At 69.7% G+C, this 22,412-nt stretch carries 22 protein-coding genes; 7 read left to right on the forward strand and 15 right to left on the reverse strand.

Annotation, left to right across the window (positions count from 1 at the left end):
• Positions 1-58: 58 nt before the first annotated feature.
• The 7 genes from ACFY1L_RS03020 to ACFY1L_RS03050 all read left to right on the forward strand — a co-directional run bounded on the left by ACFY1L_RS03020 (position 59) and on the right by ACFY1L_RS03050 (position 5,748).
• Complete coding sequence (locus ACFY1L_RS03020; protein WP_388817229.1) at positions 59-1,132, forward strand: Rieske 2Fe-2S domain-containing protein; 1,074 nt, start codon at positions 59-61, stop codon at positions 1,130-1,132.
• Complete coding sequence (locus tag ACFY1L_RS03025) at positions 1,129-1,317, forward strand: hypothetical protein (protein ID WP_361269603.1); 189 nt, start codon at positions 1,129-1,131, stop codon at positions 1,315-1,317. Before ACFY1L_RS03020 ends, ACFY1L_RS03025 begins: the two co-directional genes overlap by 4 nt.
• The gene (locus ACFY1L_RS03030; protein WP_388817232.1) at positions 1,314-2,249 is read left to right on the forward strand and encodes a PDR/VanB family oxidoreductase; all 936 of its coding nucleotides are present in this window, start codon (positions 1,314-1,316) and stop codon (positions 2,247-2,249) included. The genes ACFY1L_RS03025 and ACFY1L_RS03030 overlap by 4 nt, the downstream gene beginning before the upstream one ends.
• 160 nt (positions 2,250-2,409) lie before the next feature.
• On the forward strand, positions 2,410-3,378 hold the full coding sequence (locus ACFY1L_RS03035; RefSeq protein ID WP_388817235.1) for an ABC transporter substrate-binding protein: 969 nt from the start codon (positions 2,410-2,412) through the stop codon (positions 3,376-3,378).
• Complete coding sequence (locus ACFY1L_RS03040) at positions 3,375-4,148, forward strand: ABC transporter permease (RefSeq protein WP_388817238.1); 774 nt, start codon at positions 3,375-3,377, stop codon at positions 4,146-4,148. Before ACFY1L_RS03035 ends, ACFY1L_RS03040 begins: the two co-directional genes overlap by 4 nt.
• A complete protein-coding gene (locus ACFY1L_RS03045) occupies positions 4,145-4,924 on the forward strand; it encodes an ABC transporter permease (RefSeq protein ID WP_388817241.1) in 780 nt (259 codons plus the stop codon). The genes ACFY1L_RS03040 and ACFY1L_RS03045 overlap by 4 nt, the downstream gene beginning before the upstream one ends.
• An 11-nt stretch (positions 4,925-4,935) precedes the next feature.
• Positions 4,936-5,748, forward strand: a complete 813-nt coding sequence (locus tag ACFY1L_RS03050) for an ABC transporter ATP-binding protein (RefSeq protein ID WP_388817244.1) — start codon at positions 4,936-4,938, stop codon at positions 5,746-5,748.
• On the opposite strand, the gene ACFY1L_RS03055 is transcribed toward ACFY1L_RS03050, so the two are convergent.
• From ACFY1L_RS03055 to ACFY1L_RS03125, 15 genes are all read right to left on the reverse strand, one after another.
• The gene (locus ACFY1L_RS03055; RefSeq protein WP_388817246.1) at positions 5,717-7,861 is read right to left on the reverse strand and encodes a discoidin domain-containing protein; all 2,145 of its coding nucleotides are present in this window, start codon (positions 7,859-7,861) and stop codon (positions 5,717-5,719) included. The two genes, ACFY1L_RS03050 and ACFY1L_RS03055, sit on opposite strands and share 32 nt — an antisense overlap.
• A 98-nt stretch (positions 7,862-7,959) precedes the next feature.
• The gene (locus ACFY1L_RS03060) at positions 7,960-9,546 is read right to left on the reverse strand and encodes an alpha-amylase family glycosyl hydrolase (RefSeq protein WP_388817249.1); all 1,587 of its coding nucleotides are present in this window, start codon (positions 9,544-9,546) and stop codon (positions 7,960-7,962) included.
• Positions 9,547-9,576: 30 nt separating this feature from the next.
• Positions 9,577-10,452 (reverse strand): carbohydrate ABC transporter permease, encoded by an 876-nt coding sequence (locus ACFY1L_RS03065; protein ID WP_388817252.1) that lies wholly within the window; start codon positions 10,450-10,452, stop codon positions 9,577-9,579.
• Positions 10,449-11,402 (reverse strand): carbohydrate ABC transporter permease, encoded by a 954-nt coding sequence (locus tag ACFY1L_RS03070; protein WP_388817255.1) that lies wholly within the window; start codon positions 11,400-11,402, stop codon positions 10,449-10,451. The genes ACFY1L_RS03065 and ACFY1L_RS03070 overlap by 4 nt, the downstream gene beginning before the upstream one ends.
• Positions 11,403-11,404: 2 nt before the next feature.
• Positions 11,405-12,754, reverse strand: coding sequence for an ABC transporter substrate-binding protein (locus ACFY1L_RS03075; RefSeq protein WP_388817258.1), 1,350 nt, complete (start codon positions 12,752-12,754; stop codon positions 11,405-11,407).
• 110 nt (positions 12,755-12,864) lie between these two features.
• Entirely contained in the window at positions 12,865-13,860 is a 996-nt protein-coding gene (locus ACFY1L_RS03080; RefSeq protein WP_388817261.1) for a LacI family DNA-binding transcriptional regulator, read from the reverse strand.
• A gap of 46 nt (positions 13,861-13,906) precedes the next feature.
• Complete coding sequence (locus tag ACFY1L_RS03085) at positions 13,907-14,587, reverse strand: GntR family transcriptional regulator (protein ID WP_388817263.1); 681 nt, start codon at positions 14,585-14,587, stop codon at positions 13,907-13,909.
• Positions 14,588-14,629: 42 nt separating this feature from the next.
• Positions 14,630-15,631 (reverse strand): proline racemase family protein, encoded by a 1,002-nt coding sequence (locus ACFY1L_RS03090; RefSeq protein ID WP_388817265.1) that lies wholly within the window; start codon positions 15,629-15,631, stop codon positions 14,630-14,632.
• A 13-nt stretch (positions 15,632-15,644) separates the two neighbouring features.
• The gene (locus tag ACFY1L_RS03095) at positions 15,645-16,535 is read right to left on the reverse strand and encodes a dihydrodipicolinate synthase family protein (protein ID WP_388817267.1); all 891 of its coding nucleotides are present in this window, start codon (positions 16,533-16,535) and stop codon (positions 15,645-15,647) included.
• Complete coding sequence (locus ACFY1L_RS03100; protein WP_388817270.1) at positions 16,532-17,941, reverse strand: FAD-dependent oxidoreductase; 1,410 nt, start codon at positions 17,939-17,941, stop codon at positions 16,532-16,534. Before ACFY1L_RS03100 ends, ACFY1L_RS03095 begins: the two co-directional genes overlap by 4 nt.
• On the reverse strand, positions 17,934-18,236 hold the full coding sequence (locus ACFY1L_RS03105; RefSeq protein ID WP_388817273.1) for a (2Fe-2S)-binding protein: 303 nt from the start codon (positions 18,234-18,236) through the stop codon (positions 17,934-17,936). The genes ACFY1L_RS03100 and ACFY1L_RS03105 overlap by 8 nt, the downstream gene beginning before the upstream one ends.
• Complete coding sequence (locus tag ACFY1L_RS03110) at positions 18,233-19,384, reverse strand: NAD(P)/FAD-dependent oxidoreductase (protein ID WP_388817276.1); 1,152 nt, start codon at positions 19,382-19,384, stop codon at positions 18,233-18,235. Before ACFY1L_RS03110 ends, ACFY1L_RS03105 begins: the two co-directional genes overlap by 4 nt.
• Before the next feature lie 62 nt (positions 19,385-19,446).
• Complete coding sequence (locus ACFY1L_RS03115) at positions 19,447-20,262, reverse strand: ABC transporter permease (protein ID WP_388817278.1); 816 nt, start codon at positions 20,260-20,262, stop codon at positions 19,447-19,449.
• An 18-nt stretch (positions 20,263-20,280) separates the two neighbouring features.
• The gene (locus ACFY1L_RS03120; RefSeq protein WP_388817281.1) at positions 20,281-21,180 is read right to left on the reverse strand and encodes an ABC transporter permease; all 900 of its coding nucleotides are present in this window, start codon (positions 21,178-21,180) and stop codon (positions 20,281-20,283) included.
• A 7-nt stretch (positions 21,181-21,187) separates the two neighbouring features.
• Positions 21,188-22,390 (reverse strand): ABC transporter substrate-binding protein, encoded by a 1,203-nt coding sequence (locus ACFY1L_RS03125; protein WP_388817284.1) that lies wholly within the window; start codon positions 22,388-22,390, stop codon positions 21,188-21,190.
• Positions 22,391-22,412 lie beyond the last annotated feature (22 nt).

A 22,412-nucleotide genomic window follows, 5' to 3' on the forward strand; every position in this document is an offset into this window, starting at 1 on the left:
CTGAATCCAACCACGGCACGCGGGGCGACGACGCCCCGCTCTCAGGGACGGGATCGCCATGCCTCACATCACTGCCTTCGCCAGGAACCAGTGGTACGTCGCCGCCTACAGCCATGAGGTCGGGCGCGAGGAGCTGCTGGGTCGGACGATCCTCGGTGAGCCCCTCGTCTTCTACCGGACCGAGGAGGAGGGCACCCCGGTCGCGCTGGCCGACCGCTGTGTGCACCGCCGGTTCCCGCTGCACGAGAAGCCGAGCCGGCTCGACGGCGACCGACTCGTGTGCGGGTACCACGGGTTCACGTACGACACGACGGGTACCTGCGTGTACGTACCCGGTCAGAAGCGCGTCCCGCGCACCGCCCGGGTCGCCTCGTACCCCGTGGTCGAGCAGGACTCCCTGGTGTGGGTGTGGATCGGCGACCCGGCGCTCGCCGACGCCGACACCATTCCGCGGGCCGGGCACCTCGACTCCCCCGGCTGGGTCACCGTCCGTGGCATGGAGCCCATCGACGCCGACTACGGCCTGTTGGTCGACAACCTCCTCGACCTCTCCCACGAGACCTATCTGCACGGCGGCTACATCGGCACCCCCGAGGTCGCCGAGACGCCGATCACCACCGAGGTCGACGAGGGCGCGGGCATCGTGCGGGTCAGCCGGCACATGGACGACGCCGAGTGCCCGCCGTTCTACGCCAAGTCCACCGGCATCGAGGGCCGGATCACCCGCTGGCAGGACATCGAGTACCACGCCCCCTGCCTGTATCTGCTGCACAGCCGCATCGCGCCGGTCGGCGTGCTGCCGGAGGCCGACGGCAGCGACCCGAACGGCTTCCACACCGAGATCACGTACGCGATCACGCCGTCCTCCGACGGCAAGGTGTACGACTTCTGGATGGTCTCCCGCGACTGGGCGACCGACAATGACGAGGTCACCGAGTTCCTGAGGGGCAACAACCACACCGTTGTCATGCAGGACGTCGACGCGCTCAACCTGCTGCAGAAGACGCTCGGCACGGAGCGCACCGGCTACCAGGAGCTGAGCATCAACATCGACACCGGCGGCCTGGCCGCCCGCCGCATCCTCACCCGCCTCGTCGAGGAGGGCGACAAGCCCGTGGAGAAGGTCCTGTGAGCAGCAGCCCCACCGGCGAGATCTACCGCATCGACTGGCTGCCGGGCACCGACATCCTGCACGGCACCTGTCACTGCGGGGCCGAGCACAGCGCCCAGGACCCGATCGAGATGTGGGAGTGGATGCTCGCCCACCCCGAAGGACACCAGCCGCGAGGGCACGAGTCTCAAGGAAACAGCTCATGAGCGTGTACGAAGCCGAACTCGTCGTCGACCGCAGGGAGTTCGCGGCCGACGGCGTGCTCGCCCTCACCCTGCGCCACCCGCTCGGCGAGGAGCTGCCGGCCTGGGAGCCGGGCGCCCATGTCGACGTCGTGCTCGGGCCGGAGCTGGAGCGGCAGTACTCGCTGTGCGGTGACCCCGCGGACCGCTCGGTGTGGCGGATCGCGGTGCTGCGCGAGCCGGACGGGCGGGGCGGATCCGCCCATGTGCACGAGCAGTTGGGGCCGGGCGACAAGCTGCGGGTGCGCGGGCCGCGCAACCACTTCCGGCTGGAGTCCGCACCTCGCTACCGCTTCATCGCGGGCGGTATCGGCATCACCCCGATCCTGCCGATGCTGGCCGCGGCCGAGGCTGCGGGCGCCGAGTGGACGCTGCTGTACGGCGGCCGTACCCGCAACTCCATAGCTTTCACCGAGGAGTTGGGGCGGTACGGCGACCGGGTGACCGTCGCCCCGCAGGACGAGACGGGTCTGCTGGACCTCGCCTCCGTGCTGGACGCCATCCCCGACGGCACGCTCGTCTACTGCTGCGGTCCCGGGCCGCTGCTGGACGCGGTCGAGGGGCGCTGCCCGGCCGAGCGGCTGCGGGTCGAGCGGTTCTCCCCGAAGGCCCAACAGGTGGGCGAGAACAGCGCGTTCGAGGTCGAGCTCGCGCAGAGCGGCCGCACCGTGACGGTCACGCCGGACGTCTCCGTGCTCGACGCCGTGCGCGCCGCAGGCGTCGAGGTGCTGTTCTCCTGCACCGAGGGCACCTGCGGCACCTGCGAGACCGACGTCCTCGAAGGCACCCCGGACCACCGGGACTCGGTACTCACCGACGAGGAGCGGGAGGCCGGCGAGACGATGATGATCTGTGTGTCCCGCTGCCGCGGAGGGAGGCTCGTCCTCGACCTCTGACGCGCCCGCCGCAAGGCTCCTCCAAAGTGTCAACAATTTCGTCAGCCGAGCCATTGACCGCGCAGGATGTGTGGCTCTAGGTTCCCTGCACGCCAGTTGGGCATTACTGTGCGGTGCGCGCACAGCCTGTCGGAACACCGTTGTCTGCACAGGAGGAGCCATGCGTCGTCTGCTCGCCGGTCTCGCTGCCGGCGCCTTACTGTCCGCCGCGACGGCCTGCGGCTCGTCCGATGACGATTCGTCGAGCGGGAGCGCGTCGTCCGGTGGCACCACCACGGTCAAGGTGGGGCTCATCCCCATCGTCGATGTCGCCCCCCTCTTCCTGGGCCAGCAGAAGGGCTTCTACAAGAAGCAGGGCCTGAAACTGTCGGTGTCGTTCGCCGCGGGCGGCGCCGCCATAGTGCCCGCCGTGGCCTCCGGCCAGAACCAGTTCGGGTTCTCCAATGTGTTCTCCCTGATGGTCGCCCAGTCCAACGGCGTGGCCCTGAAGGCGATTTCCAACGGCAACGCCTCGACCGGCGTCGCCGGCAAGGACTTCGTGGCCACCCTGGTGAAGAAGGACAGCCCGATCAGGACGGCGAAGGACCTCGAGGGCAAGAAGGTCGCCGTCAACACCCTCAAGAACATTGCCGAGTTGTCGGTGCGGGAGTCGGTGAAGAAGGCGGGTGGCGACCCGGACAAGCTGAAGCTCGTCGAGATGCCCTTCGACCAGATGCCCGCAGCGCTCGACAAGGGGCAGATCGACGCCGCCCTGGCCGTGGAACCCGCGCTCACCACCATCAGGCAACAGGGCGGGCGCGAGATCGCCGCCTCGTTCGTCGACGTGGCGCCCGACCTCACCGTCGGCATGTACTTCACGTCGCAGCAGTACGCGCAGAAGAATCCGGCCGTGGTCAAGAAGTTCCAGCAGGCCACCGCCGAGTCCCTCGCCTACGCGAACGCCCACCCGGACGAGGCCCGCGAGATCGTCGCCACGTACACGAAGGTCCCGGCGTCGCTCCTGGCCGATATCACCCTGCCGAAGTGGCCGGCCGAGCCGAACCGCGCCTCCATCGAGACGCAGGCGAAGCTGGGCGAGGAGTTCGGGTTCTTCAAGAAGTCGCCCGACCTGGACGCGCTGCTGCCGTGAGGGGTGCGAACGCCGCACTCGGTGCGGCCGGGCTCGCGGCCTTCCTCGCCCTGGGCGAGGCGGTGCCGCGGCTCGGCCTCGTCAAGGAGGCCTACTTCCCGCCGACCAGCCGTATCGCCTCCGCCCTGTGGGACGAACTCACCGACGGCGCGTTCTGGACGGCGCTCGGCGACACCCTGACGGGCTGGGCGATCGGCCTCGCGATCGCGGTCGGCGCGGGTGTCGCCTGCGGCGTGGTGATCTCGATCGTGCCGTATCTGCGCGAGGCGACGGCCTCGACGATCGAGTTCCTGCGCCCGATCCCCTCGGTCGCCCTGATCCCGCTGGCGGTGCTGCTGTACGGCACCGAACTGAAGTCGGTGCTGCTACTCGTCGTCTACGCCTCCTTCTGGCAGGTCCTCATCCAGACCCTGTACGGCGTCCAGGACGTCGACCCGGTCGCCGAGGAGACGGCGCGTTCGTACGGCCTCGGCACCTGGGCCCGGGTGCGCCATGTGCTGTGGCCGACGGCGCTGCCGTACGTCATGACGGGCGTGCGGCTCGCCGCGGCGGTGGCGCTGATCCTCGCCATCACCGCCGAACTCGTCATCGGTGCACCGGGGTTGGGTGCGCGGATCGCGGTCGCGCAGACCTCGCAGGCCGTGCCGGAGATGTACGCGCTCGTCGTGGTCGCCGGGCTGCTGGGGCTGCTCATCAACGTCGGCGCGCGTACGGTGGAGCGGCGGGCTCTGGCGTGGCACCAGTCGGTGCGCGGGGAGGTGGCGGTGTGAGGGGTCTGCTGCTGCGGCTGCTGTTCGTGGTCGCCCTGCCCGCCATCCTGGTCGCCGTGTGGTGGGCCGCGTCCGACGGTAGCACCGACCCCTTCTGGCCTCCCCTGCGCACGATCCTGAACACCTTCCCGGACGTCTGGACGGCCGAACGCCTGCGCACGGACGTGTGGCCGAGTCTGCTCCGGCTCTCGGCCGGCTATGCGGCGGCGGCCGTCGTCGGCGTCGCGCTCGGCACGCTCATCGGCTCCTACCGGCGGGTGCGCGCGGTGTGCGAACCGGTCCTGGAGTTCCTGCGGGCCGTGCCGCCGCCCGTGCTGGTGCCGATCATCATGCTGTTCGCGGGCATCGGCGACACCATGAAGATCGTCGTGATCGCGAGCGGCTGCGTCTGGCCGATCCTGCTCAACACGGTCGAGGGGGTGCGCGCGGTCGACTCGGTGATGCTGGAGACGGCCCGCTCCTACGGCATCACGGGCGTCGCCCGGCTGCGCAACCTGGTCCTGCGCTCGGCGAGTCCGCAGATCTTCGCGGGCCTGCGCCAGGCCCTGTCCATCGGCATCATCCTGATGGTCATCAGCGAGATGTTCGCGGCCAGCAACGGCATCGGCTTCACCGTCGTCCAGTTCCAGCGCAGCTTCGCCATACCCGGCATGTGGACCGGCATCCTCGTCCTCGGTCTGCTCGGGTTCCTGCTCTCCGTCGTGTTCCAGGTCGTCGAGCGCCGGGTGCTCGGCTGGTACCACGGACTGCGCGCGTCCACCCGGCGGTCCTCGTGAAAGGGCGGTCCATGCTCGACGTACGCGGCCTGCGGAAGGTCTACGAGGGGTCCGGCCGCCGTGTGGAGGCGGTGCGCGACCTCACCTTCACGGTCGAGGCGGGCGAACTGGTCTGCCTCGTGGGCCCGTCGGGCTGCGGCAAGACGACCCTGCTGAAGTGCGTCGGCGGACTGCTCGCACCGACGTCCGGCCAAGTGCAGCTCGCCGGAAAGCCGGTGAGCGGCCCGCCGCCCGGGATGGCCTTCGTCTTCCAGGAGTACGGGCGCAGTCTGTTCCCCTGGATGCGGGTGGGCGAGAACGTCGAACTCCCCTTGAAACAGAAGGACTTGAGCAAGTCCCGCCGCAAGGAGCTGGTCGCGGACGCGCTGGAATCGGTCGGGCTCGCGGACGCCGTGGGGGCCTACCCGTGGCAACTGTCCGGCGGTATGCAGCAGCGTGTCGCCATCGCGCGGGCGCTGGCGTACGAGCCCGATGTCCTGCTGATGGACGAGCCGTTCGCGGCGGTCGACGCGCAGACACGCGCGGACCTGGAGGATCTCGTACGGCGGCTGTGGCGGGAGCGCGGTATGACGATCCTGTTCGTCACGCACGACATCGACGAGGCCGTGTACCTGGGCGAGCGGGTGGTGGTGCTGTCCGCCTCCCCGACCGTCGTACAGGAGCAGCTGAAGGTAGATCTGCCCGACGAGCGCGACCAGTTGCACACGCGGGTCGCCCCGCGCTTCGCCGAGCTGCGGACCCATGTGTACGAGCAGATCCAGGCGGCGAAGCGCGGGGACGTGCAGGACGCGGTCACGAAGTCGGATACGCCTCCACCTCACTGAACTGGCCTGCGGGCCAGCCGGTGTTGGCGCTCACGGACAGACGCAGGTAGCGCAGGTTGGTGCCGTCGGGCAGGGAGACGGTGGCCGTGTTGCCGGTCGCCGGGTCGAACCGGTAGCCCGTGGAGCCGACCACGGTCGAGTAGTTCGAGCCGTCGGTGCTGCCCAGCACCGTGATGGTCTGCGTGCGCGCACCCCAGGCGGACGACGGCGGCAGCTTCAGCACCAGCCGCCGGACCGCGTACGCCGAGCCCAGGTCGACCGTCCAGGCCTGCGGGAAGGCGTTGTTGGTGGACTCCCAGTAGCTGTTGGCGTCGCCGTCGACCGCCTTGCCGGGCGTGTAGACGTCCTGGGAGCCGGTCGCGGTGGCCGGGCGGCCCTTGGCCAGGTTGCGGTTCGGATCCGGGTCGGGGTTGCCCTGGCCGGGCTGCGGCCAGGTCGAGCAGTCCGACCAGGTGCTGCTCCAGCCGGAGTTGCCGCCGCCGTCGGTGAGGGTGAAGGTGCCCGAGCTCGCCGGGTAGGGGCAGTTGTAGATGCCGGCGGCGCCGACGCTCGTCGCCGTGACGTTGCGGAAGGTGGCCGCGCCCTGGGCCTCGGCCTGGACGACGACCGTGCCGGTGTTGCGCACGGTCGCACCGTCCACGGTGACGTTGCGGACGGGATAGCCCTGTCCGCCGCCGGACACGAACTCGAAGGCGCTGTACGGGCTGTCGCTGACCGTCGTGTTGGTGATGTTGACGGTCGCGTTGATGGCGCTGTCGTAGGAGTCGACGCGCAACGCGCCCATCGGATGGTTCCAGTTGGGGTTCATCGCGCCCGTGCGCACGAGCGTGTTGCCGTCGACCGTGATGGTGCCGGCCAGCGGGGAGAAGGGGTCGAGGAACTTCTGGTTGGAGATCGCGATGCCGCTGCCGAGGGCGTTGGTGTCGGAGACCAGGTTGTTCTTCACCGCGATGTCGGTGCCGCCGTAGATCGCGATGCCGTTGGCGAGGTTCGGCTGCGAGATGGTGTTGTTCTCGAAGCTGCTGTTCGTGTCGGGTGAGTACAGCGACCACATGGCGAGCGCGTCGTCGCCCTGGTTGCGCAGGAAGTTGCCCCGGACGCGGACCCCGCGGGCGTTGCCGTTGAGGTTGAGGCCGTCGGCGGTGGTGTCGAGGATGCGGTTGTTCTCGACGACCAGGTTGTCGTTGTTGCCCATCAGCCAGAGGCCGACCTTGAGGTGCTGCAGCCACATGCCGGAGACCGAACTGTTCGGCCCCAGCGATCCGTTGACGAAGTTGTCCGGGTTGGAGTCGACGCGCTCGGTGACCTCGCCGATCACCGCGAAGTCCATGATGTGGACGCCCCCGGAGGAGCTCGACTGGTCGATGAAGCGGGAGGTGTGCACGACCGAGTACCAGCTGCCGGCGCCCTGGAGGGTGACGTTCTGCACGCCGCTGAGCGAGGACGTCAGCCTGTAGTCACCCGGCGGGATCCAGACCACTCCCCCTTGGGCGGCGGAGATCGCGTCCCGGAAGGCCTGCGTGGAGTCGCCGCTGCCACTGGGGTCGGCGCCCTTGGAGACGACCGAGACCGAGCCGGCGGGCTGGGTGGCGGCCGCGGCCACCTGCTCGAAGTCGGCGACGTCGACGGTGACTTGGGTGCCCGTCGACTCAAAGGCGACCTTGTCGCCCGCCTGGACGCTCTGGCCGAGCAGGAGACGGGCGTTGTCGAAGAAGTGGTGCGTCTTGGCGCCGGCGATCCAACTGGTGTCGATGTACGAGTACTTGGAGGTCACCGGGAGTGTCTTGGCGAGCTTGGTGCCGTTGACGTACACGTTCAGCGTGCCGGACTGGCCGTCCGGGACGCTGTAGGCGACATTCACGGCATTCGATGCGCGCGGCACGGTGAACTCGACGCGCTGGCCGGAGGTGAGCCGTACCGCCTGGCGTCCGGAGGCCTCGGAGGCGAGGGTGCCCTGGGTGTAGTCGGGGCCGATCTTGGTGCCGGTGGTGCTCGCCGACTCGGCCTCGACGGAGGTGAAGGGGAGGGTGGCGCCGGAGGCTGCGTGGGCGGCAGGGGCGAGGGTGACGACCATGCCGGCGGAGAGAGCGACGACCGCGCCGACTGCTGGCATGCGCCTGACAGATCTGGACCTGTGCATGTGCTGATCCCTTCGGGGTGGGGGTGCGGGGATAGCGGGGTGGTGCGGTGGGGCGCGGACGTGGTGTGCGCTCAGGCGCGCAGCCAGACCGCGGTGTCCTTCGGCAGACGGCCGTCCGGGGTCAACGGGCCGCTGCCGAGGAGCAGTTGAGTGCGCGGAGGCAGGTCGGCCGGAGTCTCCGCGAGGTTGACCACGCACAGGACGGCGCCCTCGGCGCGGGCGAAGGCGAGGACGCCGTCGGGTGCGGGCAGCCAGGTGAGCGGGCCGTCGCCGAAGACGGGGCGGATCGTGATCGCCGTACGGTAGAGGCTCAGCATCGAACCGGGGTCCTGGGCCTGCCGGTCGACCGCGTACGACGCCCAGTCCTCGGGCAGCGGCAGCCACGGCTCCGCGCGGGAACCGAAGCCCGAGTACGGCGCGTCCGCCTCCCAGGGCAGGGGAACCCGGCAGCCGTCGCGGCCCGGGTCGGTGCCGCCGGAGCGGAAGTGCATCGGGTCCTCGATGCGGTCGCGGGGGATCTCGGCCTCGGGCAGCCCCAACTCCTCGCCCTGGTAGACGTAGACGGCGCCGGGCAGGGCGAGCGACAGCAGGGCGGCCGCGCGGGCACGCCGGGTGCCGAGGGCGAGGTCGGTCGGGGTGCCGAAGGCCTTGGTCGCGAAGTCGAAGCCGGTGTCCGTACGGCCGTAGCGGGTGACCGTCCGGGTGACGTCGTGGTTGCACAGCACCCAGGTGGCGGGGGCGCCCACGGGTGCGTGCTCGGCGAGCGTCTCGTCGATGGACGTACGCAGCCTGTCGGCGTCCCAAGGGCAGGTCATGAAGGCGAAGTTGAAGGCGGTGTGCAGTTCGTCGGGGCGCAGATAGCGGGCGAAGCGTTCGCTGTCGGGGAGCCAGACCTCGCCGACGAAGACACCGTCGTACTCGTCGGCGATCGCACGCCAGGACCGGTAGATGTCGTGGAGTTCGTCGCGGTCGACGTAGGGGTGCGGGTCACGGCCCTCGACGAAGTCCGGCAGGGCGGGGTCCTTGGCGGGGAGTGCGGCCGAGTCGATGCGTACTCCGGCGACACCTCGCTCGAACCAGAAGCGCAGGATGTCCTCGTGCTCCTGGCGGACGGCGGGGTGGGCCCAGTTCAGGTCGGGCTGTTCGGGGGCGAAGAGGTGCAAGTACCAGGCACCGTCGGACAGTTGGGTCCAGGCGGGGCCGCCGAACTGGGACGTCCAGTCGTTGGGCGGGAGTTCGCCGTGCACTCCGCGGCCGGGCCGGAAGTGGAAGAGCTCGCGCTCCGGGCCGCCGGCGAGCGCGGCCCTGAACCACGGGTGCTGGTCGGAGACATGGTTGGGCACGATGTCGACGATGGTGCGGATGCCCAGCTCCCGGGCTTCGGCGATCAGCTTCTCCGCCTCGGCGAGCGTGCCGAAGGCCGGGTCGATGGCGCGGTAGTCGGCGACGTCGTAGCCGCCGTCCTTCATCGGCGACAGGTACCAGGGACTGAACCACAGGGCGTCCACGCCGAGTTCGGCGAGATACGGCAGCTTCGAGCGGACGCCCGCGAGGTCGCCGGTGCCGTCGCCGTCGCCGTCGGCGAAGCTGCGGACGTACACCTGGTGGATGACGGCGGAGCGCCACCACTCCTTGAGGGCATGGCGGGGCTGTCCCACTGTGCTTGCCTTTCTGTCGGAGGGAGGGCGTCAGCCCTTGGCGCTGCCCGCGCTGATCCCGGCGATGATGTGCCGCTGGAAGAGCAGGAACAGGGCGACCATCGGGATGCTGGCGATCACCATCGCCGCGATGAGCACGGTCAGTTGGATGTTCTGCGACAGCTGGACGAGTGCCACGCTGATGGGCTGCTTGTCGGTGTCGGAGAAGACCATCAGCGGCCAGAGGAAGTCCTGCCACACGGCCACCAGGGCGAAGATCGACACGACGCCGAGCACCGGCCGCGACATGGGCAGCACGATCGACCACAGGATGCGCAGCTTCCCCGCGCCGTCGATCTCGGCGGCCTCCAGCACATCGCGCGGGATCTGGTCGAAGAACCGCTTGAGCAGATACAGGTTGAAGGCGTTGGCGACCGCCGGCAGCCAGATGGCGAGGGGGTCGTTGAGCAGGCTGGTGTGGATCAGCGGCAGATCGGCGACGGTCAGGTACTTCGGTACGACGAGGGCCTGGGCCGGGACCATCAGCGTGGCGAGGATGCCGCCGAGGATCAACTTGCCGAAGGCGGGCCGCAGTTTGGACAGGGCGTAGGCGGCGGCCGTGCAGAACACCAACTGGAAGGCCCAGGCTCCGGCAGCCTGGACCACCGTGTTCCACAGGTGCTGCGGCAGCTGCATCAGGTCCCAGGCGTCGGTGTAGCCGCCGAGGTGCCAGTGCTCGGGAATGACGGTGGGCGGCGTCTGCGCCACCTCGTCCGGCGACTTCATCGCGCCGGTCACCATCCAGTAGACGGGAAAGAGGAAGGCGAGGGCGAAGAGCAGGACGACGGTGGTGAACACCGTCCAGTAAGCGGCTTTGCCGCGCGGGCGGGCCAGGGTCGCCGGCGAGACGAGGGTCCGGGTGCTCATACGTCCCCCTCGGTGCGCGTGAGCCGCAGATAGAGAGCCGAGAACACGCCGAGCAGCACGAGAAGCATCACGCTGAGCGCGCAGGCGCCACCGAAGTCGTTGTAGAGGAAGGCGTACTTGTAGATCAGGTAGAGGACGGTGACCGTGGCGTTCTCCGGACCACCGCCCGTGATCACGAACGGCTCGGTGAACACCTGCATCGTCGCGATGATCTGAAGCAGCATCAGCATCAGGATGACGAACCTGGTCTGCGGGATCGTCACGTGCCGGATGCGCTGGAGCAGGTTCGCGCCGTCCAGCTCTGCCGCCTCGTACAGCTCGCCGGGGATGGACTGGAGGGCGGCCAGGTAGATCAGGACGGTGCCGCCCATGTTGGCCCAAGTCGCCACGATGACAAGGGAGATGAGGGCGGTGTCGGCGCCGTTGGACCAGTTCGAGGTCGGCAGGTGCAGGAAGCGCAGTGCCTCGTTGGCGAGGCCGGCTCCGGGGTCGTAGAACCACTTCCAGAGCAGTGCGCTGACCACCGGCGGGATCATCACCGGCAGGTAGACCACGACCCTGAAGAAGGCTTTGGCGTGCCGGAGTTCGTTGAGGACGAGGGCCATCACGAACGGGATCGCGAAGCCGATGAGCAGGGCGAGGAGCGTGAAGGTGAGGGTGTTGCGCCAGGCTGCGCTGAACTCCGGGTCGTGCCAGACACGGGTGAAGTTGGCGGTGCCGACCCACTCGGGCGGTGCGCCCGGCGTGTACTTCTGGAAGGCGATCACGACCGCGCGGATCGCCGGGTACCAGGAGAACAGGGCGAAGCAGATCAGGCCGCCGAGGAGGAAGGCATAGGCACGGGCCTGGTCGGCGAGGCGGCGCCGCCTCCGGTCCCCTGCCGGAGGCGGCGCCTGAACGGGGTGGACGGCGACCTTGCCGACCGACTGCCGCTCGGCCGTCTTCGTCATCGTCAGCCCCGCGCCAGGATGCTGTCGATCTTGCCGGAGGCGTCCTTCAGCAGCTGGTCGATGTCGGCGTCCTTCTTGGTGAGGACGGCGGAGACGGTGCCGTCGAGGACGGAGTAGATCTGCTGGGCGTCGGGCGGCTCGATCTTCAGCTGGAGGGCGTGGTTGCCGTCGAGGAAGGACTGGTAATTCCCCACGGGCACATTGGCGTTGGCCTTCTTGACCTGCTGGTCCTTGGCGTCGGCAGCGCCGGTGAACAGGCGCGGCTCGGGCAGGCCGACCGGGGCGTCGGCCTTCTTGGCGCGGGCGTAGTCGCCGAGGAAGCCCGTGCCCGGGGTGAGGAACATGTGGTCCAGCCACTTCAGGCCGGCGCGGATCTGGGCGGGCGTGTCGTGCTTGTTGAACATGTAGCCGTCGCCGCCGATGAGCGTGCCCTTGCCGCCGGGCATCGGAGCGAGGGCGAGGTCCTTGTAGCTGCCGCCCTTCTCCTTCACCAGGATCGGGATGTTGTCCGGCGCGGACAGATACATGCCGAGCTTGCCCGAACCCATCATCTGCTGCACGTCGTTGATGACGAGGAGCTGCTTGCTGCCCATCGAGTTGTCGGTCCAGCGCATGTCGTGCAGGTTCTGCAGGACGGCATGGCCCTCGGGGGTGTCGATGGTGGCCTTCTTGCCGTCGGCGCCGACGACGTCGCCGCCCTGGGAGTAGAGCTCGGCGGTGAAGTGCCAACCGCCTTGGTTCTGGGCGCTGTAGTCGGCGTATCCGACTGTGCCGTTGCCGAGTGCGGCGATCTTCTTGGCGTCGGCGCGGACCTCGTCCCAGGTGGCCGGAGGCTGGTCGGGGTCGAGTCCGGCCTTCTCGAAGAGCTTGCGGTTGTAGATCAGGCCCATCGAGTAGCCGGTGCGCGGGATGCCGTAGACCTTGCCGTCGACGGTGTAGATGTCGCGCAGCTGCTTCTGGATGGTGTCGTAGCTCTTCAACTCCTTGATGTACGGCGTGAGATCGGCCGCCTGTTTGATGTCGACGACGTGTTTGGCGTCGGTGAAGTACGTGTAGAAGACGTCCTCCATCTGCCCACCGGCGAGCTTGGCGTCGAAGGTCTTGGGGTCCTGGCAGGGGAAGGCGTCGTGGGCGACGACGTCGATGTCCGGGTTCTGCTTCTCGAAGGAGGCGATGTCCTGCTCGAAGAACCGCCGGTCGACCTTGGCGCTCTTCGGCGGCATGCAGTTGACCGTGATGCGGGTCTTGCCGCTCGCCGAGTCGTCGTCGCCCGACCCGCAGGCGGACGCGGCGAGGGCAAGAGAACAGACGCTGAGCGCGACGAAGGTACGGCGGAACCCGGTGCTTCTCATCGGTGGACCCCTCTGGACAGGAGCGGTGGGCGGGGCACACTCAAGCACCGACGACATCGGTCCGCAAGATGTCGCGCGCAATCTGAAATTATTTGACAGATGACTGGATCTCAGGAACGAGGCACCTGTGCGGTCGACCCCCTGACTACCAACTCGGGCTCGAACAGCAGCTCTTCGGGGGTTACGGCACTGCCGTTGATCTGCGTGTTCAACAACTCCACGGCCGCCCTGCCCATGGCCTCGATGGGCTGGCGGACGGTGGTGAGCGGGGGCTCGGTGCAGTTCATGAACGCCGAGTCGTCGTAGCCGACGACCGACACCTGGGACGGGACGGCCAGGCCCTTGCGGCGGGCGGCCCTGATCGCGCCGAGCGCCAGGGGGTCGCTGGCGCAGATGATGCCGGTGACACCCCGGTCGATGAGCCGGGAGGCGGCCGCGTGACCGCCCTCGATCGAGAACATGGCCCGGACGACGTGATCGTCGGACAGCTCCCCCATGGCCTGCACCGCCGCCAGCTTGCGCGCCGACGGCACATGGTCGGCCGGTCCCAGCACCAGGCCGATCCGCTCGTGTCCCAGCGAGGCGAGGTGCCGCCAGGCCTGCTCCACCGCCACCGCGTCGTCGCAGGAGACGCCCGGGAAGCCGAGGTCGTCGATGGACGCGTTGACCAGCACCACCGGGATGTTCCGCTCGGCCAGCTGCCGGTAGTGGTCGTGCGGGGCGTCGGCCTGGGCGTACAGACCGCCGGCGAACACGACGCCGGAGACCTGCTGTTGCAGCAGCAGCTCCACATAGTCGGCCTCGGAGACGCCGCCCTTGGTCTGCGTGCACAGCACCGGCGTCAGTCCGAGCTGGGCGAGGGCACCGCCGATCACCTCGGCGAACGCCGGGAAGATCGGGTTCTGCAGCTCGGGCAGGACGAGGCCCACGAGCCGAGCGCGCTCGCCGCGCAGCTGCGTGGGCCGCTCGTAGCCGAGGACGTCCAGCGCGGACAGCACCGCCTGCCGGGTGGCGTCCGAGACCCCGGGCTTGCCGTTGAGCACCCGGCTGACCGTGGCCTCACTGACCCCGACCTTCTTCGCCACCTCAGCAAGTCGTCGCGTCATGACCGCAAGAATAGCGCAAGAAACGCAAGCCGCTTGCGTAGATGCGTCACTCTTCCCTGCGGGCCGCCCACAGACCGCGGACGTGGCCGAGGTGCCGCGTGATCACCTCGCGCACGGCCGTCTCGTCCCGCGCGAGCAGCGCGTCGAGGAGTTCGAGGTGCTCCCTGGCGGAGGCGTCCAGCCGCCCCGCCTCGACCAGGGCGGTCAGTCCGTACAGCCGCGAACGGCGCCGCAAGTCCCGTACGACTTCCACAAGATGCTCGTTGCCGGCGAGGGCGAGCAGACCGGAGTGGAAGTGCAGGTCCGCCTCGACGTAGTCGATGAGGTCGCCTCTCGCGGCCGAGCTGACGATCTCCAAGGCGAGCGGGCGCAGCGCCTCCAGGTCATCGGGGTCGGCGGTGGTCGCGAGGGCGACGGTCGTGGGGATCTCGATCAGGGACCGGACGTGGGTGTACTCGTCGAGCTGTTTCTCGGAGACCTCGGTGACCCGGAAGCCCTTGTTCGGGACGATGTCGACCATGCCCTCCTTCACCAGCTCGAGCATCGCCTCGCGCACCGGGGTCGCGGAGACCCCGAAGCGGGGGGCGAGGGACGGCGCCGAGTACACCTCGCCGGCGCGCAGTTCACCGGTGATCAGCGCGGCCCGCAGCACGTCCACGAGCCGTTCCCGGAAGTTGGGTTTCCTGCCGCCGAGATGAGGCAGAGCCGGTCGGTTCCGCACGGCCATGGTGATCGTCCTCCTTGGGTCACCGGACATTATCGGGGCCGCCTAGAGCACGAATCCCGCCGGGAACGGGTCCTGTGGGTCCAGCAGGTACTGGGCGGTTCCGGTGATCCAGGCGCGGCCGGTGAAACTGGGCAGCACGGCGGGGCGGCCCGCGACCTCGGTCGTGCCGAGCAGCCGGCCGGTGAAGCGGGTACCGATGAACGACTCGTTGACGAACTCGGTGTGCAGCGGCAGTTCGCCGCGTGCGTGCAGCTGCGCCATGCGCGCGCTCGTCCCGGTGCCGCAGGGCGAGCGGTCGAACCAGCCGGGGTGGATGGCCATCGCATGCCGGGAGAGGCGGGCGGTGGAACCGGGGGCGTAGAGGTGGACGTGGTGGCAGCCGCGGATGGACGGGTCCTCGGGGTGGACGGGTTCGTCGTCGGCGTTGATGGCGTCCATCAACGCCAGCCCCGCCGCGAGGATTTCGTCCTTGCGGGAGCGGTCGAAGGGGAGGCCGAACTGCTCCAGGGGGAGGATGGCGTAGAAGTTGCCGCCGTATGCCATGTCATATGTTACTGACCGCCCGTCGGACAACGTCGCCTTGCGGTCGAGCGCGACCGAGAACGACGGCACGTTCTTCAACGTCACCGCCTTGGCCGCGCCGCCCTCCACCGCCACCTCGGCGACGACGAGCCCGGCCGGGGTGTCCAGGCGGATGGTGGTGACCGGTTCGACGACCTCGACCATGCCGGTCTCGACGAGGACGGTGGCGACGCCGATCGTGCCGTGACCGCACATCGGAAGATAGCCGGAGACCTCGATGTAGACGACACCCCAGTCGCAGTCCGGCCGGCTCGGCGGCTGGAGGATCGCGCCGCTCATCGCGGAGTGGCCGCGCGGCTCGTTCATCAGCAACTGCTTGATGTCGTCGCGGTGTTCGCGGAAGTACAGCCGTCGCTCGTTCATCGTCGCGCCGGGGATGGTGCCGATCCCGCCGGTGATCACACGGGTGGGCATGCCCTCGGTGTGCGAGTCGACGGCGTGCAGGACGAGTCTGCTGCGCATGGTCGTTCCTCCGTTATGCGAGTCCGGCGGCGACGGCCTTCTCGGTGGCGGCCCGGACGGCGGCCTCCTGCTCGGGCAGCAGGGGCATGCGCGGCGGCCGGACCTTGCCGCCGTGCCGTCCGATCACGTCCATCGAGAGCTTGATGGCCTGCACGAACTCGACCTGCGAGTCCCAGCGCAGCAGCGGGTGCAGCTGCCGGTAGAGGCGGTTCGCGGTGGCCAGATCGCCGTCTGTGGCCGCGTGGTACAGCTCGACGCTCGCGGCGGGCAGAGCGTTGGGGTATCCGGCCACCCAGCCCTTCGCGCCCGCGATCGCCAGCTCCAGCAGGACGTCGTCGGCGCCGATCAACAGGTCCAGTTCCGGGGCGAGTTCGGCGATCCGGTAGGCGCGGCGGACGTCCCCGGAGAACTCCTTGACGGCGTGGATGTACCCCTCGCCGTGGAGCTTCGCGAGGAGTTCGGGAACGAGGTCGACCTTGGTGTCGATCGGGTTGTTGTACGCCACGATCGGCACGCCCGCCTTCGCGACCTCGGCATAGTGGGCGAGAACCGAACGCTCGTCGGCGCGGTAGGCGTTGGGCGGCAGCAGCATCACGGACGCACAGCCCGCGTCCCGCGCCTGCTCGGCCCAGCGGCGGGACTCCGCGGACCCGTACGCGGCGACACCGGGCATGACCCGCTGTCCGCCGACCGCGGCGACGGCGGTCTCGACGACCTTGGAACGCTCCTCGGGGGTGAGCACCTGGTACTCGCCGAGCGAGCCGTTGGGGACGACACCGTCGCAGCCGTTCTCGACGAGCCAGGCGCAGTGCTCGGCGTACCGGTCGTAGTTGACGCAGAGGTCGTCGTTCAGGGGCAGCGCGGTGGCGACGAGGACGCCGCGCCAGGGACGGTGGTCGGTCATGAGAGGCCTCCATCGGTGGGGTGGGTGTGCTCGCGGGCGAGGACGCCGAGGGGTACGGGGCGCGCGAACGGCCGCCGGGACGGGGTGAGTTGGCACCCGGCGAGTGCGGCGACCGCGGGTGCGCACATGCGGCCCTGGCACCAGCCCATGCCGGCCCGGGTCAACAGCTTCGCGGTGCGTACGTCGCCGGCACCGAGGTCCGCGACGGCCTCGCGGAGGGCGCCTGCGGTGACCTCCTCGCAGCGGCAGACGACGGTGTCGTCGGTGAGTTGCTCGGTCCAGTGGGCGGGCGGGGTGTACACGGAGTCGAGCGCGGTGGCGAACTCCCTCAGCCGAGTGCGGGACCTGGCGGCCGTGGCCCATGCGTGCGGGTCGGGTGCGGTGCCCTGGAGGCGGGCCGCGGCCGAGCGTCCGGCGATGTGGCCCTCGGCCAGGGCGAGGGCCGAGCCGCCGATGCCGGTGGTCTCCCCGGCGGCCCAGACGCCGGGCACGTCGGTGCGCTGCTCGTCGTCGACGTGGACGTTCAGGCCGTCGAGGCGGCAGCCGAGGGTCTCGGCGAGATCGGTGTGCGGGAGCATGCCGTGGCCCACGGCGAGGGTGTCGCAGGGGATGCGGCGCTCGGTGCCGGGCCGGATGTGCCCTTCGGCGTCGAGGGCGGCGACGGTCACCGCCTCCAGGCGTTCGCTGCCGTGCGCCTCGACGACGGTGTGCCGGGCGAGGGTGCGTACGCGGTGGCGGGCCAACCGGGCGGCGTACCGGGCCCCTTCGGCGAGCTTGCCCGGCTGTGCCGCCAGCGCCCGGGTCCGTCGTACGAAGGCCTTGGGGTCGGTGGACTCGACGAGCGCCGCCACGTCCACTCCCGCCGCGGCGAGGCCGGTCGCGACCGGCAGCAGCAGCGGTCCGGTGCCGGCAACGACGGCGGTGCGACCAGAGACCGCGAGCGTGCCCTTCAGCATGGCCTGGGCACCGCCCGCGGTGACGACGCCCGGGAGGGTCCAGCCGGGGAAGGGCAGCACCTTCTCGTAGCCGCCGGTGGCGAGGAGCACGGCGTCAGCGTGCACCGTCACCGGGTCCTCCTGCTCGGGGCCGAGCAGCGCGTGCGCGGTGACGCCGTCGGGCCGCCGCTCCACGAACCAGACGTGATGGTCCGTCAAGTGACTCACAGCGCCTGCCTGTAGGTGGGTTCGGAGGCCGTCCCGCAGTCGTTCCCAGGTCCGCCACTCGTGGTGCAGCGCCTGCGGGCGGCGGGCGTGCAGCTCGGTGGCGGGCTGACGGTAGAACTGGCCGCCGGCCTCCGCGGCGGAGTCGAGCAGCGTGACGCGGACGCCGTGCGCGGCGGCGGCCAGGGTCGCGGCGAGGCCCGCGGGGCCCGCGCCGATCACCGCGAGGTGCGGTCGGTCAGTCATCGTGGCCGGTCCCCTCCTGTGTGCGGATGGCGTCGCCCGGCTGCAGGGGGACGAGGCAGGCCCGTTGGTTGGGGCGGTCGTTGACCGTCACCAGGCAGTCGAAGCAGACGCCGATCCCGCAGAAGACACCGCGCGGGCGTCCCTCGCCGCGGGTGGTGCGCCAGGACGTGATGCCGGCCGCCCAGAGCGCGGCGGCGACGGTCTGTCCGGGCAGTGCCTCGATCTCGCGGCCGTCCAGCGTGACCGTGAACGCCGGGCCCGGCCGGGCCCGCGCCAGGTCCAGTGGGGAGCTCACGTGACCTCCTCGGGAAAGCGGTCGGGGCGGAACGGGGCCAGGTCCAGGTCCGGTGTCTTCGCGGTCAGCGTCTGCGCGATCAAGTGGCCGGTGCCGGGGGCGAGTCCGATGCCCGCACCCTCGTGCCCGCAGGCGTGGTAGAGGCCGGGGACGCGGGGGTCGGGGCCGATGGCGGGCAGGTGGTCCGGCATGTACGGGCGGAAGCCGGCGTACGAGCGGATGGCACGGACGTCGGCCAGGAAGGGGAAGAGCCGGGTCGCGCCCGCCGCGAGGGCCCGCAGGGCCGGCAGCGAGAAGGACCGGTCGAAGCCGACCCGTTCGCGGCTCGCGCCGATCAGGATCGGCCCCGCCGCCGTGCCCTCCACGACCGGCGAGGTCTGCAGCGCGGCCGAGTCGCTGGCCACGTCGGCCACGTAGTCGGCGGCGTACACCTTGTGGTGGACCATGCGCGGGAGCGGTTCGGTGACGAGGACGAAGCCGCGCCGCGGGAGGACGGGCAGGCTCGTGCCCGCGAGGGCGGCGAGGTCGGCGCCCCAGGTGCCGGCCGCGTTGACGACGGCTGGGCTGTGGATGTCACCCCGGTCCGTGCGCACCCCGCGTACCGTCCCGTCGGCCGTGCGCAGGACGTCCGTCACGGTCCGGCCGGTGAACAGACGCGCAGCCGAGACACGGAGGAGGTGGGCGGCGGCCAGGGCGGGCATGACCTGGGCGTCCTGCGGGTAGTGCACGGCGCCGGGCAGGCCGGGTGCGAGATGGGGCTCGAGCTCGTACAGGGCGTCGCCCGCGACCGAGGTGGCGGTGACTCCGGCGGCTCGCTGCCGGTCGGCGAAGTCCTCCAGCGTGGCGAGGCCGCCGGGTGAAGTGGCCACCACCACGCCGCCCTTGGCCTCGTACTCGATCGACTCGCCGAATTCCAGGGCCAGTTCGTGCCACAGGCGGTTCGACAGGAGGGCGAGGTCGAGCTCCGGGCCGGGTTCCTTGTCGGAGACGAGGAGGTTGCCCTCCCCCGCCCCGGTGGTGCCGCCGGCCACGGGGCCGCGGTCCACGACGACGACGTCCAGGCCGGCGCGGGCCGCGTAGAGGGCGCAGGCGGCGCCTGTCATGCCGGCTCCGACGACCACGACATCGCAGGTCAGTGGCTGACTCACGCCAGTACTATGTCACATACCACTGATCCTGGAAACAGTGCGCGCACCCCCTGCGCGCCGGCTCACACCCGACTCCCCGTCGCCGTGTCCGCCGACAGCCGCTGAGCCACGTAGATCGGAATCACGGAAAGCAACACGAGCACGGCCGCCACCACATTCACCACCGGCGCCTGCTGCGGCCGGGTCATGTTGTTGAAGATCCAGATCGGCAGTGTCTCGATGCCCGGCCCCGCCGTGAACGTCGTCACCACGATCTCGTCGAAGGAGAGCGCGAAGGCGAGCAGTCCGCCCGCGAACAGCGCCGAGCGCACCAGCGGGAAGGTGACGTCGGCGAACGCGCGGAAGGTGTTCGCACCGAGGTCCATCGCCGCCTCCTCGTAGGAGCCGGCGGTGCGGCGCAGCCGGGCGACGACGTTGTTGAAGACGACGACGATGCAGAAGGTGGCATGCCCGACGACCACGGTGAACAGGCCGAGACCCACGCCGAGCGGCGCAAGTACGGTCCCGAAGGCCGAGTTGAGGGCGATGCCCGTGACGATGCCGGGCAGGGCGATCGGCAGGACGACCACGAAGGAGATGGCGTCCCGGCCGAAGAACCGGTGGCGGGCCACGGCGAAGGCGATCAGCGTGCCGAGGACCAGGGCGATGGCGGTGGCGCCGAGACCCGCCTTGACGGAGACCCAGAGGGCCTCCCGCGCCCCGGCGTTGTGCCAGGCGACGGACCACCAGTGGACGGTGAGGCTCGGCGGCGGCCAGCTCGCGCTGCGGTCCGGGTTGAGGGAGTTGACGAGGACGAGCAGCAGCGGGACGTAGATCACGGCGAAGCCGAGTCCGGCGGCGATGCGCAGCGCGATGCGCGCGGAGCGGGAGAGTGGCATGTGACATACCACCGCCTTTCAGAGGCTGCTCAGCGCTCCCGTGCGGCGCATCGCCAGCAGGTACACGACGATGACGACGACCGGGACGGTGCCGAGTGCGGCGGCCATGGGCAGGTTGAGTTCGATGTTGGAGTAGACGAGGTTGCCGATCAGCTGGGTCTTGCCGCCGACGATCTGCACGGTGATGTAGTCGCCGAGGCTGAGCGAGAAGGTGAAGATCGATCCGGCGGCGACGGACGGCAGCACCATCGGCAGCACCACCGACCGGAAGGTGCGCCAGCCCTTGGCGCCCAAGTCGGCAGATGCGTCAAGCAAGTTGGCGGGCAGCTGCTCCAGCGCTGTGTGGATCGGCAGGATCATGTACGGCAGCCAGAGGTAGGTCAGGGTCAGGACGGTGGCCGGGAGGCCGAAGCCGGGCCCGCTCAGCCCGAACGGCTTCAGCATCCAGTCGGCCAGCCCGCCCTCCGACAGGATCAGCCGCCAGGCGTACACCTTGACCAGGTAACTCGCCCACAGCGGAGTGAGGATGGCGACCACCAGCAGCGGGCGCCACCTCGGCTTCGCCACGCGTGCGGTGTAGAAGGCGACCGGGAAGGCGATCACCACGCACAGGGCGGTGACCGCGAGCGCCACGACCACGCTGCGCAGGATCACCTGGCGGAAGACCGGCGTGGTGAACAGCTCGCGGAAGTTGTCGGTCGACCAGACCTTCACGACCTCGGAGGTGAAGGAGTTGGTCGTCCAGAACGCGGAGACGAACAGCACGGCGAGCGAGCCGAGGTAGAGCACGGCCAGCCACAGCAGCGGAGCGGTCAGCAGCAGGGTCAGCCTGAGCCGGGGGCGGCGGTGCAGCGCCCCGGCGAGCCGCCGTACGGGTCCTGCGGAGTCCCGAACGGCGGCCTGCGCGGAGACGGTCATGTCGGGTTCAGCCCTTGATCTCGGTCCAGGCCTGGACCCACTTGGCGTACGGCACGCACTTGACGTCGGTGCGGCCGTCGAGACACTGCTCGATGGGCGTGTTCCAGAAGGCGATGTTCTTCCAGTAGCTCTCGTCGGCCGCGTGGTAGGTGTTGCAGAAGTTCTTGTCGCTGGTCAGCTCGCAGGCCTTGGAGTTGGCGGGCGCCTCGCCGAAGTACTCGGCGACCTGGGCGTTGACCTTCGGGGAGACGATCCAGTTCATCCACTGGTAGGCGCAGTTGGGGTGCTTGGCCTTGGCCGAGATCATCCAGGTGTCGGACCAGCCGGTCGAACCCTCCTTGGGCACGAAGGCCTTGACCTTGGCGCCCTCGTCGGCGGTGAGGTTGGCGATGACCTGCCAGGTCGTACCGACGACGGAGTCGCCGCTCTTGAAGGCGGATATCTCCTTGAGATAGTCGCTCCAGTACTCGCCGATGTCCGCGTTCTGCTTCTTCAGCAGGGCGACGGCGGCGTCGAACTGCTTCTGGTCGAGGGCGTACGGGTCCTTGATCTTCAACTCGGGCTTGGTGGCCTTGAGATACAGCGCGGCGTCGGCGATGTAGATCGGCGAGTCGTACGCGGTGACGTGGCCCTTGTACTTCGAGGCGTCGTCGAAGACGGCGGACCAGGAGGTGGGCGCAGGGGTGACCTTCTGCGTGTTGTACATCAGCAGGTTGGCGCCGCGGCCGTGCGGGATGCCGTACATCTGGCCCTTGACCGAGTTCCAACTGCCGTTCTTCAGGCCGCTGAAGATGTCCTTGTAGTTGGGTACGAGCTTGGTGTTGACGGGGGCCGCGTCGCCGGAGGCGATGAGGCGCAGGGACGCGTCTCCGGAGGCGGAGACGGCGTCGTACTCGCCGGTCTTCATCAGTTTGACCATCTCGTCGGAGCTGGCCGCGACCTTGGAGTTGACCTGACAGCCGGTCTGTTTCTCGAAGGGGGTCACCCAGTCGACCTTGGGATCGTTGGAGCCGTCCTCGACATAGCCGGCCCAGGCGATCAGGTTGACCTTGCCCTCGGACTTGCCGAGCTTCGACTGCGCCTTGAGATCAGGGGGGTTGAGGCCGGTGGCCGAGGAACCGCCGCCGTTGTCGGAGGATCCGCAGGCGGTGGCGGCGAGGAGCAGGGCGGCTGCGGAAGCCGCGACCTGGAGCATTCGGGTGGGGCGCACGACGTTCTCCCTACGGGACAAG

It is taken from the genome of Streptomyces sp. NPDC001663 (assembly GCF_042893105.1).
In the GTDB taxonomy this organism is placed as follows: Bacteria; Actinomycetota; Actinomycetes; order Streptomycetales; family Streptomycetaceae; genus Streptomyces.